At 44.1% G+C, this 15784-nt stretch carries 7 protein-coding genes and 1 pseudogene; 5 read left to right on the top strand and 3 right to left on the bottom strand.

The window, feature by feature from the left end; genetic code table 11:
• Positions 1-32: 32 nt before the first annotated feature.
• Positions 33-3314, top strand: a complete 3282-nt coding sequence (locus K6V26_RS22850) for a glycosyl hydrolase (protein ID WP_224263966.1) — start codon at positions 33-35, stop codon at positions 3312-3314.
• 14 nt (positions 3315-3328) lie between these two features.
• On the top strand, positions 3329-5356 hold the full coding sequence (locus K6V26_RS22845; protein ID WP_224263965.1) for a beta-L-arabinofuranosidase domain-containing protein: 2028 nt from the start codon (positions 3329-3331) through the stop codon (positions 5354-5356).
• Between the two features lie 64 nt (positions 5357-5420).
• Here the strand turns inward: K6V26_RS22845 and K6V26_RS22840 are convergent, their stop codons facing one another.
• Both K6V26_RS22840 and K6V26_RS22835 read right to left on the bottom strand, forming a co-directional pair.
• A complete protein-coding gene (locus K6V26_RS22840; protein ID WP_009860425.1) occupies positions 5421-5969 on the bottom strand; it encodes an RNA polymerase sigma-70 factor in 549 nt (182 codons plus the stop codon).
• A gap of 292 nt (positions 5970-6261) precedes the next feature.
• Positions 6262-7449, bottom strand: a complete 1188-nt coding sequence (locus K6V26_RS22835; protein ID WP_394373101.1) for a response regulator — start codon at positions 7447-7449, stop codon at positions 6262-6264.
• Between the two features lie 69 nt (positions 7450-7518).
• Between K6V26_RS22835 and K6V26_RS22830 the strand changes: the two are divergent.
• Positions 7519-9768 (top strand): annotated as a pseudogene (locus K6V26_RS22830) (ligand-binding sensor domain-containing protein); the annotation flags it as partial.
• A gap of 93 nt (positions 9769-9861) precedes the next feature.
• On the opposite strand, the gene K6V26_RS28750 reads toward K6V26_RS22830, so the two are convergent.
• The gene (locus K6V26_RS28750) at positions 9862-10203 is read right to left on the bottom strand and encodes a two-component regulator propeller domain-containing protein (RefSeq protein ID WP_224265870.1); all 342 of its coding nucleotides are present in this window, start codon (positions 10201-10203) and stop codon (positions 9862-9864) included.
• 381 nt (positions 10204-10584) lie between these two features.
• Between K6V26_RS28750 and K6V26_RS22820 the strand changes: the two genes are divergently transcribed.
• Both K6V26_RS22820 and K6V26_RS22815 read left to right on the top strand, forming a co-directional pair.
• Positions 10585-13770: a SusC/RagA family TonB-linked outer membrane protein gene (locus K6V26_RS22820; RefSeq protein ID WP_224263964.1), complete on the top strand. Its 3186-nt coding sequence runs from the start codon at positions 10585-10587 to the stop codon at positions 13768-13770.
• Between the two features lie 12 nt (positions 13771-13782).
• On the top strand, positions 13783-15765 hold the full coding sequence (locus tag K6V26_RS22815; RefSeq protein WP_224263963.1) for a RagB/SusD family nutrient uptake outer membrane protein: 1983 nt from the start codon (positions 13783-13785) through the stop codon (positions 15763-15765).
• Positions 15766-15784: the final 19 nt, after the last annotated feature.

Genomic DNA, 15784 nt, shown 5'->3' with positions numbered 1-15784 from the left:
AAATGTATCACAGCAATTAATCTTACTGAAATATGAACAGACTAATTTCAAAACAATATCTATTATATATTGCTTTTTCACTTCTATCCCTCGGACATTTGATAGCTCAGGCACCTGTTGCACCTTCCCTGAGTGAATTGAACCAACCATTCGATGAAGGAGATAAAAAAACATTTTCACATCCGCCCAAAGTCTTCTACCCCGAAACCTGGTTCCACTACATCGGGGGTAACGTATCCATCAAAGGTATTACTGCTGACCTGGAAGCGATTGCGGATGCCGGATTCTCCGGGATACATCTGTTTCACGGACAGTTCGGCGGGCCCTGGCCGGGGGTCGACCCGCAAATAGCCTGCCTTAGTCCGCTATGGGATGGAATGGTGAAACATACGGCAGAAGAATGCCGGCGTTTAGGGTTACGGTTCACCATGCAGAATTGCCCGGGATGGGCAATGGCGGGCGGTCCCTGGATAAAACCGTCTAATGCCATGCGCCATCTGGCCTGGAGCCGCACGGACATAGAGGGGAACTCGGATGAGATAATGCAAAAGTTACCTCTCCCCCAGCCCAGTGAAGAAGATTGGAGGGATTATGAAGACTTAATGGTAATAGCATTCCCAACGCCCGTGGATGATGACGGAAAGCCATTGATACCAGTCTCGTTCAAAAGCAATAAAGAGGCGGCATGGGAACATTTATGGCAGGGAAAAAGTGAAAACCCGATACAGCTCACCGCAACTACTACCGAGAACCCGTACTGGATCGAAGTCGAATTCCCGGAAAACGAGATTATCCGTACACTGGAACTTCCTTCCAGTAACGAAATGAACCACCCGTGGTGCTTTGAACCTGATATGCGTGTGAAGCTGGAGGCCTGTTTGCCTGACGGAACAACCCGGGAAGTACTGAACACAGACCTTCCCCAGAGCAATACACAAGATAATTACCCTATCTCTTTAGCCTGTGCAGAGACAAAAGGGGCAAAGAAATACCGTATCACCCTCATTAATCAACACAATATCGTCCTTAAATCGTTACGTTTATTCACTGCTGCCCGCAAAAACAGCTGGGAGTCACAAGCCGCATGGGTATCAAGAAGCATCGAACGGACAGGCGATCTGAAACAGCACGACCCGGAAACCTACCTGAATACGAAACAAATCAAAGATATAACCACCTTTATGGATGCACAAGGCAACTTGACATGGAAAGCACCGAAAGGAAAATGGACTGTTTTACGCATCGGCCATGTGAATACCGGACGACGTAATTCTCCAGCACCACCGGAAGGTACAGGATGGGAATGCAACAAACTCTCCGTAGAAGGTTCCAATGCACAGTTCGCCGGATATATCGGACGGCTCTCAGGAGAAAACGGTCCTTTGGCCGGAGGGTTGCTCAATGGCTTGTTAATGGATAGCTGGGAGTGTTACACACAGACCTGGACAGCCGGACTCGACAAAGAGTTTGAACAAATCACAGGTTATCCGCTGAAAAAATGGATTCCGGCACTCTTCGGCTATATAGTGGAAGATCAAGAAACCACTTTTCGCTTTTTATGCGATTGGCGCAGGGTTCTCAATACTCTTTTTGTCAATAACTTTTATGGGAATATAGCCAGGCTGGCCAAAGAGAATAATCTCTCCCTGACATACGAGACCAGTGCCGGTGACGGCTTCCCCACGGATATCCTGGAATATTACAAATTTGCCGATGTCCCTATGTGCGAGTTCTGGCAACCTATGACGGAGAATTTCGTAGGTTCAATCAATTTCAAACCGATCAAACCGGCGGCCTCCGCAGCCCGCATATATGGGAAACCCCGCGTTGCGGCAGAAGCATTCACTTCCTTTAGCCATACCTGGGACGAACATTGGCAAATGCTGAAAGAAGTAGCCAATGTCAATTCTACGGAAGGAGTTACCCACCTGGTATTCCATACATATACACATAATCCGCAAGTAGGTTTTCCCCCTCCCGGAACTTCTTTCTCCGGAGCAGGCATCGGTACACCGTTCTTACGCGGACAGACCTGGTGGAAATACATGCCTGAGTTTACGACTTATTTAGCCCGATGCAACTATCTGTTGGAAAGAGGGAAACCAGTCTCCGATGTGCTTTGGTATCTGGGAGACGAGACCGATCATAAACCAGACCAGAAAGCACCGTTCCCGGAAGGATTCAAATATGACTATTGCAATCCGGATGTGCTGTTGAACCGGCTTTCCGTAAACAACGGTGACCTGGTGACTCCGGAAGGTTTACGTTACCGTCTCCTCTGGCTACCGGAGGTACCGCGCATGCGCCCGGAAACAGTCGAAAAATTATATGAACTCATTTATGAAGGAGCGACTGTCGTCGGAGAAGCACCATCCGGACTTGCCACACTTTCAGGAGGAAAAGATGCACAGAAAAGATTCGACAGGACCATAAAGAAAATATGGGGAAATACGTCGGAAACAGGTATCCGGCAGATAGGAAAAGGCCGTATCATTTCCGGTATAACTTTGGCTGATGCTTTGGAACAACTGGATATTGCCCCGGATGTAAAAGGTTCGGGTTCCCTGTGGCTGCACAGGAAGACAGAGAATGCCGACTGGTATTTTGTTACAGTACCGAAAGACAAAAGTTTTCAGGGAGAGCTGGATTTCCGGAATAGCGGACATGCCGAGATATGGGACCCTCTGACAGGAAATGTTATTCCTGCCATATATGAAAAAAAGGGAGACCGGACATCTGTAAAGATCAGTTTACCCCAGGCCGGATCTTATTTTGTCGTATTCCGCAAAGACAACCCCGAAATACCTGCAAAAAGTGCTGTGGAAAAGCAAGTCATAACAACGATTCCTCTCAGCCAGCCATGGGAACTCAAATTCCCGGACGGTTGGGGAGCACCTGCATCTCTTCAGATATCTGAACTGAAACCGTGGAAAGATCTGGATACTTCAACAGAAGCGAAAGCATTTTCCGGAACAGTCGAATATTCTTCGACCTTCAATATCGATAATACATCCGGCAACCGGTTTATTCTTGATCTGGGAAGAGTGGATATGATTGCGGAAATAATCATCAACGGCAAACCTGTCCGGACAGTCTGGACCACACCTTACAAAGCCGATGTAACAAAAGCCGTTCGTCCCGGAAAAAACACACTTCAGGTAAAAGTAACCAGTACCTGGTTCAACCGTCTTGTCTATGACGCAGGACAACCGGAAAGTAACCGGAAGACATGGGTGTTAAGATGGCCGGATAAGAACGAACCCTTGAGAGAAAGCGGCCTTATGGGACCGGTAACCCTTTCAATTGAAAAATAAACAAACAATGAGTCATGAAACATAAAATCATTCTATCCTTATTAATTGCAGCAGCATTGAATAGCCTTCCCTTTCCAGGGAAGGCCGATAATCCGGATTACCCCAATAACCGCTATCCGCTTGTAAGAAAACCTTATATAGAACTACCTTTGGGCAGCATCAAACCTAAAGGCTGGCTCCTTGAAATGCTTGAACGGCAGAAAAAAGGGGCATCCAGCCAGATGGATATCCTGTATCCGGAAGTAATGGGAGCACGTAACGGATGGCTGGGAGGCGACGGCGACCAATGGGAAAGAGGTCCTTACTGGATAGACGGATTGCTGCCCCTGGCTTATATCCTTGATGATAGAGAACTGAAACAAAAGGTACAACCCTGGATAGAATGGGCTTTGAAGAGCCAGCGTGAAGACGGTTTCTTCGGACCGGCCAAAGACTATGCGCCGGAACCCGGACTTCAACGGGACAACTCTGCCGACTGGTGGCCCCGGATGGTTCTGTTGAAGATCATGCAGCAATATTATTCGGCAACCGGAGATAAACGGGTGACAGACTTTATGACCCGGTATTTCCGCTACCAGCTGGAAACTCTTCCGTCCACCCCGTTGGGAAACTGGACTTTTTGGGCTGAATACCGTGCCTGCGACAATCTCCAGGCCGTATACTGGCTTTACAATATAACCGGAGATGCCTTCCTGCTCGATTTAGGTCATTTATTACATAAACAGAGCTATGACTTCGTCGACATGTTCCTCAACCGGGATGACCTGACCCGCTTCAACACCATCCATTGTGTCAATCTGGCCCAAGGTATCAAAGAGCCGGTTATTTACTATCAACAACATCCTGACAAAAAATACCTGGATGCCGTAAAGAAAGGATTTGCCGATATCCGGCAATACAACGGCCAACCACAGGGGATGTATGGCGGAGACGAAGGATTGCACGGTAATAATCCTACGCAAGGTTCCGAACTGTGTTCCGCCGTCGAATTAATGTATTCACTGGAAAAGATTATGGAAATAACAGGGGACCTGGCTTTTACGGATCATCTGGAACGGATCGCCTTCAATGCCCTCCCGACCCAGGTCACAGATGATTTTATGGACAAACAATATTTCCAGCAAGCCAACCAGGTCATGATAACCCGCCACGCCCACAATTTCTATGAAGATGCCAACCATGCAGAAACAGATATTATATACGGGACACGGACCGGATATCCATGCTGTTTCTCCAATATGCACCAGGGATGGCCCAAGTTCACCCAAAGTCTTTGGTATGCAACCCCGGATAACGGTATTGCCGCATTGGCCTACTCGCCTTCGGAAGTAACGGCCAAAGTGGGTAACGGCTGTAAAATTAAAATTACGGAAGAAACCAGTTACCCGATGGACGATAAAATCCAACTGACAATCCGGCTACTCGACAAAACGAAAGAAATAGCATTTCCGCTCCATTTGCGCATTCCCGGATGGTGCAAGGAAGCAACCGTGACAGTCAACGGTGTCCCGGAATCAACGGCAAAAGGAAACAGCTTGGCTATCATCCGGCGGACATGGAAAAGTGGAGACCAGGTTCTTTTACATTTGCCCATGGAGGTTTCAACAAGCAAATGGTATGAGAACTCTGTTGCCGTTGAACGCGGACCATTGGTATATGCCCTGAAAATGGATGAGAAATGGGAAAAGAAGGAATTTAAGGGAGATGAAGTTACCCAGTTCGGAAAATCTTATTATGAAGTGACTTCACCAACCAAATGGAATTATGGCATAGTGGCTTTCGATCCTGATAATATGCAGGAGAATTTCCAGGTAACGATCGACAAGAGCAAGCAGGCCGGCAATTATTTCTGGAATGTAGAGAATGCCCCCATCCTTATCAAAGTAAAAGCGAAAGAAATAACTTCCTGGCAATTGTATAACGAAATGGCCGGTCCGTTACCTTTCTCTACAGGGAGAAGCAAACAGCCTGTAGAAGAGATCACACTCATTCCTTTCGGATGTACGACTCTCAGGATTTCTGAATTTCCGCTGGTAAGATAGTAGCAGAATGGTTGAGTTAACAGATTGTTTTATCGGATATATACTGTCAGATAACAACAATCTGTTATCTTAGAAACAAGAGATAGAAAACAGGCAGATAATCTTTCAAAGCCACCCTCAAAACCTTTAACGATCTGGTAATATGGTATTCGACCCCTTTTGGGCTTATAGACAATTCTTCCGATATTTCCTTGACCGTACGGCATTCATAACGGCTCATTTCAAAAACGCGGCGGGTCTGTTCGGGCAAAGCCTGTAAGGTATCATTGACGATACGGGTTATTTCAGACGAGAATATTTCTTCCAGGTCACAAGCCTGTAAAGTCGAGATACGATAATACAGGTCACGGTCCATCTTAGAAGAGATGGATTCAGAGACAGCCTGTTTCACGTCCTGATGCTTCAAATAGTTCAGGGAACCGTTTTTCAACATCTGGACAAGCAGTGCCAGTGGATATTCAACTTTCTCCTTCTTACTGGTCTCCCACAAATTAATCAAAGATTCAGATACAATATCCTCTGCCGCCATATCATCCCTGACATATGACTTCACAAACAAAAACGAACGTTTGTAGTAGTTTGTATATATATCGCTGAAACTTATATTACTCATCTCCTAGGAAATCTAAAGAAGGCTCTCTCCATTTACTCCAATATCATACAAAAATAAGATTTATTCCATAATAGTCAATATCCATTGGCAATAATTCTTTTTTTAATCTTTCTATTGCTTATCACAACTGCATTCCTTTCATATCACAGTTGGATTCCGTTTGTTTCACAGATGGATTTCTTTTGTTTCACAGCTGTGATATGCAAAGGGAATGCAATGGTAAGGGAAACGATACGCCGGGTTAACGACAGTCTCTCCCTGGTAACTAGCTCTACCCCAAGGGTAACGGAGACTATAAAGCATTATAACGGGAAGGCGATACACCAAACTGATTCGTGAAGTGCTTGCGGAATGTATTTATATCGTTATAACCGACCATTTCGGCCACCTCCTGAACAGAATACTTTTTCTGCATGATCAGGGAAGCAGCCTTGCTGATACGGATGCTGCGGATCACTTCGATAATCGACAAGTTACTCTGCTGCTTCATCTTCCGGTATAAGGTAGGCTGGCTGAGATTCAACAGGCTTGCCAGACTTTTGGCACTGAAGTCCGGGTTCGTCAGGTTGGCTTCGACAATACTGATCACCTGCTGCATGAAAAGACCGGCTTGTTCTTCTTCCTCCGGCTTCTCTACCGTATGTTTCAGCATCAGGGTTTTCGTATAGATGCGTTTCAACTGCTCACGCATGCGGATCAGGTTCTCTGCCTTGGCTTTGAGTACTTCGGGGTTGAAAGGCTTCATGATATAGTCGTCCACACCGATCCGGGTACTTTTCAGCAAATCCTCCTCTTCGGCTTTGGCCGTCAGCATGATGATCGGGATATGGGCCGTCTGCAACTCCTGCCTGATCTCCTGGCAACAGGTAAAGCCGTCTTTGACCGGCATCATTATATCCGAAATGATCAGGTCAGGGATCTCTTCACGGGCGGTCCGCATGCCCTCTTCACCGTCCCGGGCTTCCAGGACACGGTATTTCTTCTCAAATAGCGTATAGATATAATGTCTTATCTCATCGTTATCTTCAATGACCAGCAATTTCTTGCCTGATTCGTGGGATGCCTCTTCACGAACCTTTTCCGGGGCAATGAATGCTTCCTCCTTCTGTTCATCACAGGTATCCTCAACCAGTTGATATACATCTTCTTTAAAATGCTCGCGTCCTAACGGAAGGTAAAGGATAAACTCGGAGCCTTTGCCGGGAGCACTGTTCAGCAAGACTTTCCCATGATGGAGATCCATCGTGTTTTTAACGATACGCAGGCCGATACCCACCTTGGTAGAAAATGAGGGATCATTTTCGCCCGTTATAAAGGATTCAAAGATGCGTCCCTGCAAATTTTCAGCGATGCCGGGTCCATTGTCTGCAACGGATAATAAACAGAACATTTTCCCGTCTACCTCCTTCTCCGCGATCGTAACCCTTATCTTTCCGCCCTTCGGGGTATATTTGAGCGCATTCGAAAGGAGGTTCTTCAAGGCTGATTCTATTTTTGAGATATCAATCCAAAGATAAAGAGATTGAATGCCAAAGTCCAAGATGTACTCATGCAAAATGATACGACTTTTTGGATGATATCCACTGATGTACTTTCGCTTATTTCAATCGCTTATCAAATGGATAAAATGGGGAATATAGACAAAGTGGACTTAAAAGTAGAAATGGAGTTTACTGGTCTGGCCGGAAACAATACAAACTATATGGCTATGTGCCAATCCCCTGATGGAATTATTTATATTGCGACCGATTGGGGAAATATAGTCACTTTCGATCCCCAAAAACATCAAATGACAAGCCGGGGCGATTTACCGAGAGTCAATAAAATTCATGTTCATCGCCTTCTCTATTCCGACGATTCTGTCTGGATTGGAACCTGGGCCAACGGAGCGATCTGTTACAATCCGAAAACAGGTGTCTATACTCAATATAGCTATAAACCGGAGGATACGAAAAAAACTCTTTCCCACGGAGATATTTACCAGGTAGTTTCTTTGGGAGACGGACGGTATTTAGCTGCTACATGGAATGGTTACACAGTTTTTATTCCTGATAAAGAAGAACCTACCCGTTATACAACAGAGGTCTATAACAACACGGCGTCTCAACTTCATCGTAACCTGGAGACCCGGATGATCTCCGCTTATTACGATACGGAAGGTATCATCTGGATCGGAACACAAGGCGGAGGAGTGTATGCCTCCGATTTGAGGAAACAATTTTATCAGCGCTTTCATCAGGAAACGCATAATGAAATATGTGAAATGGCGACGGATAAGAATGAATATATCTGGCTTGCCACTTTCCATAAGGGTATTTTGAGAAGTACGGAACCTTTTAATCCTCAAAGCCGTTTGGAGTTTGAATCGGTCCCTGCCGGCTCGAGCAATACTGTTTTATGTGTGCTCAACGATAAAAAAGGAAACTTGTGGTTCGGAAACGGCCAGTCCGAACTAATTCAGTATGATTCCGAAAATAAAACCTTTACCGTTTATCCTGTCCGCATTAAAAACAAACCTGAATGGTCCGGTTCCATCTGGTCTTTATTGATTGATAATCAAAATCGTTTATGGGTGGGAACCACTAACGGGTTATTGTTGTTTGATCGCCAGACAAAAGATTTTACCTATTACCCTGTCGGTTCCGGAACCATACGTGCAATGGTAGAAGTACCCGGTAAATACCTCTTGTTAGGATTGTCATACGGCTTAGTAAAGTGTTCTTTGAATGGTCAGCCTATTCGATCGGACTATGAAAAAACAGCCAATGTTCCAGTCAGGGATATACGCTCCCTTTATGCCGCTTCAGACGGAAAACTCTATATCGGTTATTCCGACGGATTTGGAGTAATGGATATTCAGTCTGATTCAATCGAGAATTTTTACACAACCCATAATGGGTTAAGCAGTAATTATATAGGTTGTATTTGTGAAGATGCGGAAGGACGTATTTGGTTGGGTTCCGCTTCCAGTGTTTGTAACTACAGCAGACATCAGAAACTGTTCTATAATTACTATATATCCGGTAATAACCGTTCAGTGATGTTTTATAAGGATTTCCTGTTTTGGGGGAATAATAAAAACATAACCTATTTCCTCCCGAATGAAGCAATGAACGACCACTTTATTCCCGGCAAAGTAGTCATAACTCAATTGGAAGTAGATAATAAACCGGTTGAAATCGGGCAAAAGATAAACAATCAAGTCATTCTGAAACAAGGTATTCCCTATACGCACGGATTAACATTAAAGGCTGCTAATAATAGCTTTTCATTGATGTTCAGTAATCTGACATACTCGGACGACCTGCAAAAATATAATTACCGGTTAAGTCCGGCTCAATCGAACTGGTTGACAATCAATGAAGGTGAAAAGGTTTCGTATGCAAACTTACCTCAAGGAAAATATGTTTTTGAGGTACAAAGTATTATGGCAGACGGTTCTAGCGGTTACCTGACATCCATGGATATCAACATCCTGCCTCATTGGTATGAGGCAATTTGGTTCCGTCTTCTAATTATTATCACAATCGGTTTTATTATATATTATCTGATGCGTCGTTTAAAAAGAGAACAGGCACGTCTGAGGCATGAAGAACGGTTAAAGCATGAATTGTTTGTTGCCAATCTGGAGCGTGAGAAAGAGAAGCAAATCAATCGGGAACGCGGTAACTTCTTTACGAACGTCTCTCATGAACTTCGTACGCCTCTGACACTGATTCTTTCTCCTTTACAGGAGTTATTGCAGACGGAACGTATTTCACAAACCCTATATGATAAGTTATCATTGGTTTACAATAATGCTACCTCATTATCTACCCTGGTAAACCAATTACTCTATGTACAAAAAATAGAAGCCGGAATGGTGCAATTAAAACTGTCAGAAGTTGATATATCAGTGCTGGTTAAGAATGTTATCACGTCTTTTAAGCATATTGCGGAGATAAAACAGACAGAGTTCATCTTGGACTCCGGTAAATTTCTCGTTTTCATTAATAGAAACAAAACGCTCCATACGGCGATCGAAACAGAAGAGTTGCCCGCTCACATTCAACCAAAGCAGATTATTTCCGGTTTCATGGATACTGGAAACTTTCATATAAAGCCCATCCGAACCGAAATTCTTTATATTTTTTCCATCATAACGGCTCAAACCATTATCTGTGCCAAACCACATAAAACCATCCATATCTTTATGAATACACAAGACCGTATTATCGGCCAGTCCGTTTTGCATGGTAAGCACCCTGATATCCTTTTCAAAAAAGGCATAACCGGAAAAACTATAAAAAATAGAGAATAGTATAGCTGCAATAAATTTCCTCATCATCTAATTAACAAAGCTCCTCATTTAGATATTTCAAACATATACAAAGAAACAAAAAAAGGAGGATATTACCTCTAAACAAGACAAAGAAAAACAACATAAATATAATGCATGAACAATCTGCCGACTATTCATGAATAAAACACCCAGTATCCTGTTTTTCAACAAGAAAAATAAAGAAAACACCCATCGTTAATGAAGAAAACACGCGTTATCCCTTCCAGGCAGACCAGATACTTTTGCTTACAAAGATTAATAAAATTAGTATTAACAACCTTAAAACTAAAAAGGATGAAGAAAAGAGTCACTTTTTTAATTGTGCTGCTAATGGTTAGTATATTTCATATATACGCGCAACAGCAAAACATTAGCGGTACTGTCATTGACAAGAACCTGAATGAACCCGTTATCGGAGCTTCCATTCAAATAAAGGGTACAACAAACGGGACCATTACCGACCTGGACGGAAAATTCGCTATCACCGCTTCGAAAGATGATATCCTGGTGATCTCCTACATAGGATACACTACACAGGAAATCAAACTTACCGGACAATCCAGTCTAAAAATAGAATTGAGTGAAGATACTCAGGCACTGGACGAAGTAGTAGTAGTTGGGTTCGGTACCCAAAAGAAAGTTAATCTGACCGGAGCTGTAGCGACTGTCGATAAGAAGGTGTTGGCATCCAGGCCGGTAACCTCCGTTTCACAGTCTTTACAAGGGGCAGTTCCCGGATTAAACTTATCCACCGCCGACCTGGGCGGACAATTGGGTCAGAACATGAATGTCAATATTCGTGGTACGGGAACGATCGGTAAAGGTTCCAAAGGCGAGCCACTTATCCTGATCGACGGCATGGAAGGAAACATGAACAACCTGAATCCGGAAGATTTTGAAAACATTTCTGTATTGAAAGATGCCTCCTCTTCCTCTATCTATGGTTCGCGGGCAGCGTTCGGCGTAATCATGATAACAACAAAAAAAGGTAAAGCCGGGAAAATGCAAATAAACTACAACAATAACGTCCGTTATTCCGGTCCGACCAACCTCCCCAATCAACTCGATTCATACCGCTTCGCCAATTTCTTCAATGAAGCATCTATCAATCAGGGAGGTAGTGTCATTTTTGACGAAGAGACCATCGGTCGCATACAAAAATACATGGCCGGAGAATTAGCAGCAACGACTATTGCCAACGGTAACAACTGGCATTTTCATGAAAAAGCCAATGATAATGTAAACTGGTGGAAAAAGCACTTCCAGTGGGCATGGTCGAACGAACATAATATCAGTCTGAGCGGCGGTACGGAAAAGATACAATACTACGCATCCGGAAGTTATCTGAACCAAAATGGTAACTTGCGTTACGGAGAAGATAATTATAAACGTTACAATGCAACTGCAAAAGTCAATACACAAATAAACAAATATGTAGATTTCAATATCAACACAAAGTTTGTGCGTTTTGACCTCGATAACCCCGTTTATCTGGAAGAAGGCGGACTGCTTTACCACGACATCGCCCGTATGTGGCCTATGATGCCTTTTAAAGACCCGAACGGTTATTATATGAGAAACGGAAAACTCAACCAATTGGCAGACGGCGGACGCTCCAAGACCCATAACGATAATATCTATATGCAGGGACAGCTCGTTGTCCACCCGCTTAAAGGATGGAATATTTACGCAGAAGCCGGCATGAGAATTATCAATCAGAACAAGCAAACGAACTTGAATCCGATCTATGAACACGATGTAAACGGGAACCCGCTGGCATTGGCTTTCAGCGGAAGTTATTCTCCGGGAGCTTCGTTCGCACGCTCTGCTTACCTGAACAGTAATTTCTATACGACAAGCGTCTATACCGACTATACTTTACAGCTGAAAGATCATTACTTTAAGGCATTGATTGGTATGAATACCGAAGAATATGTCTATCGCGAATTAAGCGCCCAACGTCCCGATGTGATCAGTAGCCTTGTTCCGGAAATCAGTGCGTCTACTGGGGAGGATAAAATCAACAGTTCCAAATATAATGACTGGTCGACTGCCGGATTCTTCGGACGTATCAACTATTCATATAAGGACCGGTATATGGTGGAAATGAACGTTCGTTACGACGGTTCTTCCCGTTTCCTCAGAGACCAGCGCTGGAATGTGTTCCCTTCTTTCTCTTTAGGCTGGAATGTGGCACGCGAATCGTTCTTCGAACCGATAAGTAACATCATCAACACGTTGAAACCGCGTGTTTCATGGGGTATGTTAGGAAACCAGAATACTGACTCATACTATCCGTTCTATCTGACACAAAGCGTAACGGCTAATGGCGGTAACTGGTTAATGAATGGCGGCAAACCGACAACGGCAGGAGTTCCGGGAATGGTCAGCAGCACACTTACCTGGGAGAAAATTTACAATACTAATATAGGGATCGACCTCGGCATGCTGGACAACCGCTTGAATGCAACTGCCGAGTATTTTATCCGCAGAACCAAAGACATGGTCGGACCGGCAGCCGAAGTGGGTGCCATATTGGGAACCTCTCTTCCGAACACAAACAATGCCGAACTGAAAAATAAAGGATGGGAAATACAACTGAACTGGAGAGACCAGATAGGAAAAGTGAATTACAATGCCGGATTCAATCTTTCAGATTATCGCGCTAAAGTTATTTCATACCCCAATGCTTCTAAAGCTCTCTGGGATGCAGACGGAAATACGCTTTATTACGACGGAATGACGATCGGAGAAATCTGGGGATACGAGACGGAAGGTATCGCTAAATCCGACGAACAAATGACCGAATGGCTGGCCAACAATGACCAGAGTAAAATCGGTTCAGCCTGGGGAGCCGGTGACATTATGTATCGCGACCTGAACGGTGACAAAGTAGTCGACAGTGGAAACAGTACAGCTATAGATCATGGCGACTTAAAAGTAATCGGTAACAGTACGCCTCGCTTCCGCTTCGGCCTGAGCCTGGGAGCAGACTGGAAAGGTTTCGACATACAGATGTTTTTCCAGGGAGTCATGAAACGTGACATTTGGTTAGGCGGTCCTATGTTTTGGGGAGCTGATGGCGGAGAGTGGCAATCGGTTGGTTTTAGTGAACATCTTGACTATTTCCGTCCGGAGAACACAGCTTCCGTATTCGGAGCAAATCTCGATTCCTACTACCCCAAAGCATATCTGGGTGATAAAGGAAACAAAAACAAAAAAACTCAGACACGCTATTTACAAAACGGAGCTTATATGCGTATGAAGAACCTGCAAATAGGATATACATTCCCCCGAGCCTGGATGAATAAAGCGAATATCCAAAAGCTACGTATTTATGTTAGTGCAGAAAATCTTTTCACTATCAGTGGCATAGCCGATATGTTCGATCCCGAAGCAACTGCTGCCAACGGATTCAGCAATGGTAAGACATACCCGCTATCTAAAACTATTTCATTCGGTTTAAATATCACTCTTTAAAATGTAAGAACAATGAAAAAAAATCTATTATACATCATAACATTGGTTGGTGCTTTATGCTCCTGTAACGATTTTCTTGACAAAGAACCGTTGGACGCTGTACCCACCGACAAATATTTATTGACAGAAAGTGATTTGGCTGCTTATTCGGCTAATCTCTACGATCAGCTTCCCTCCCATACACCCGGACAATATAATATGGGGGTATTCGTCACCGACAACAATAGCGACAATCAGGCCGCAAGCAATCCCAACAGTTCATTTGTGAAGGGAGAAACCCGCGTAGCGCAAAGCGGAGGAGCCTGGGATTTCGGAAAAATCCGTAATGTCAACTATTTCATCGACAAAGTACGTCCCCGCCTGGAGAATGGGGAATTAAACGGAACAGAAGCCAACAATAAACATTATTTGGGAGAAATGTATTTCTTCCGTGCATATATCTACTATACCAAACTAGTTGCACTTGGCGACTTTCCTATATTGAAAAACTGGATTACAGAAGATTATGAGACCGTCAGGGAAGCAAGCAAAAGACGTCCGCGCAATGAAGTGGCACGTTTCATCCTGCAAGACTTGGACTCGGCCTATTATTACATGAAAGAAACTCCGCCCATGACCAACCGGCTGACTAAAGATTGTGCCGCCCTTTTGAAAAGCCGTGTAGCCTTATTTGAAGGTACATGGGAAAAATACCACAAAGGGACAGCACGCGTGCCGGGTGGTCCGGGATGGCCGGGAGCGAACAAAGATTATCTGAAAGATTTTTCAATCGATATCGATTCTGAAATAAGATTCTTCCTGACGGAAGCCAAAGAAGCTGCTCAAATAGTTGCCGATAAATATTCGTTATCCAGCGATTATCCGTCCCTATTCAACAGCCAATCGTTAAGTAGCACTTCTGAGGTATTATTATGGAGAGCCTATGATGCAAGTCTTACTCCTGCCGTCAACCATTTTGTAGTTGGCTATATACAACGTAACGGAGGTGGAAATACCGGATGGACACGCAGTATGATGCAGTCTTACCTGATGGAAAACGGATTACCGATTTATGCAAACAACTCCGGTTATCAAGGTGACAAGACCTATGAAGCCGTAGCAGCCGATCGTGACCCACGTTTAGGATACAATACCATCTTACCAGGTGAATTATTATCAGAGGGAGGAAGCAATATTGAATATCTTGTGAACGGATATGGTTATTATTATCGTGCTCCTATCGTGCTGGGCCAGAATGAGAACAAATGCCCTACCGGTTATTCGGTAAAAAAGGGGCTGACAACAGATGCTGCACAAGGTCCGACGTTGCCTTCTACCACAGCTTGTGTCGTATTCCGGGCTGCTGAAGCATATCTGAATTATATGGAAGCTGATTACGAATTAAACAGTTCGCTGGATGCCAATAGTGGAAAGTATTGGAGAGCTCTTCGTGCACGTGCCAATATGGATACCGACTATCAGAAAACAATAAATGCAACGGATTTAAGTAAAGAATTGGATTTTGCCCGTTATTCCGGTTCTGAATTAGTATCAACGACTCTCTATAACATTCGTCGCGAACGCCGCATCGAGTTTGCAGCCGAAGGACTTCGTCTGAATGACCTGAAACGTTGGCGTGCATTGGATATGATGCAGGGATATTACGTAGAAGGTTTCGATTTATGGAGTGAAAATTATGCACGTTATACAACACCAACTCCCACTCCGGCTGCAGATGTTACTCTTTCGGTCGTTAATCTGATAGAATCCGGAAATACAAATGCAAACGTATCTGCAAAATCAGAAAGCCAATATCTTCGTCCTTATCGTATCAATACGAATAATATTGCTTACAACGGTTACAATTGGAATCAGAACAAATATCTGAACCCGATTGCCTTCGACCATTTCCGACTGACAACAGAGACAGAGGGTTCCACTGATTATGCTTCCTCCACAATTTATCAGAATCCGGGATGGAAGATAGAAACCAGCAGTCTTCCTGAAGGCGATTAATGATCTATTCATGATAAAA

It is taken from the genome of Parabacteroides goldsteinii (assembly GCF_020091425.1).
GTDB lineage: Bacteria > Bacteroidota > Bacteroidia > Bacteroidales > Tannerellaceae > Parabacteroides > Parabacteroides goldsteinii.
This window is presented reverse-complemented; position numbering and strand designations above follow the sequence as displayed.

Excerpts from the sequence above, each read along its gene's own strand:
- K6V26_RS22850 (WP_224263966.1), top strand. The coding sequence starts at position 33 with ATGAACAGACTAATTTCAAAACAATATCTATTATATATTGCTTTTTCA.
- K6V26_RS22845 (WP_224263965.1), top strand. The coding sequence starts at position 3,329 with ATGAAACATAAAATCATTCTATCCTTATTAATTGCAGCAGCATTGAAT.
- K6V26_RS22840 (WP_009860425.1), bottom strand. The coding sequence starts at position 5,969 with ATGAGTAATATAAGTTTCAGCGATATATATACAAACTACTACAAACGT.
- K6V26_RS28750 (WP_224265870.1), bottom strand. The coding sequence starts at position 10,203 with ATGCAAAACGGACTGGCCGATAATACGGTCTTGTGTATTCATAAAGAT.
- K6V26_RS22820 (WP_224263964.1), top strand. The coding sequence starts at position 10,585 with ATGAAGAAAAGAGTCACTTTTTTAATTGTGCTGCTAATGGTTAGTATA.
- K6V26_RS22815 (WP_224263963.1), top strand. The coding sequence starts at position 13,783 with ATGAAAAAAAATCTATTATACATCATAACATTGGTTGGTGCTTTATGC.